The organism is Rossellomorea aquimaris (assembly GCF_001877785.1).
Classification (GTDB): Bacteria; Bacillota; Bacilli; order Bacillales; family Bacillaceae_B; genus Rossellomorea; species Rossellomorea aquimaris_A.
The window spans coordinates 1-421 of the sequence record NZ_MINN01000015.1 but is presented as its reverse complement, the minus strand read 5'-3'; the positions used below and the strand labels follow the sequence as shown (position 1 = coordinate 421).

Below are 421 nucleotides of genomic sequence, written 5' to 3'. Positions count from 1 at the left end.
TTTTTGTTTGGTGTGGTGTGGAAATAAGTGTGAGTAATATAAGATAGCAGTTGATAGTAGGTGTTAGGACAGTGAGATCAGAGAGTTATTAAGAATGATTATAGAGTAACATGACATGAGTTTAATTGAAAAATGTGTATTGTAAAGAAGGAGAAGGCATAAGAGTTTTTTTTTTTTTTTTTTATTGATGGGCATTACCGCACCTGAAAAATACGGCGGTTCGGAAATGGATTTCACTTCGTACATCACTGCTATACATGAGCTATCCAAAGCGAGTGGCGTTATCGGCGTCATTCTCTCGGTGCATACATCGGTCGGCACCAACCCGATCATCAATTTCGGGACAGAACAGCAAATCGCAAAATACGTGCCGAAACTGGCAACGGGTGAATATTTAGGCGCTTTCTGTTTGACAGAGCCT

The 421-nt window shown here is 40.1% G+C and carries 1 pseudogene; it reads left to right on the top strand.

The annotated features are described in order from the left end of the window. Positions 1-184: 184 nt before the first annotated feature. A pseudogene (locus BHE18_RS00640) lies at positions 185-421 on the top strand (acyl-CoA dehydrogenase family protein); the annotation flags it as partial.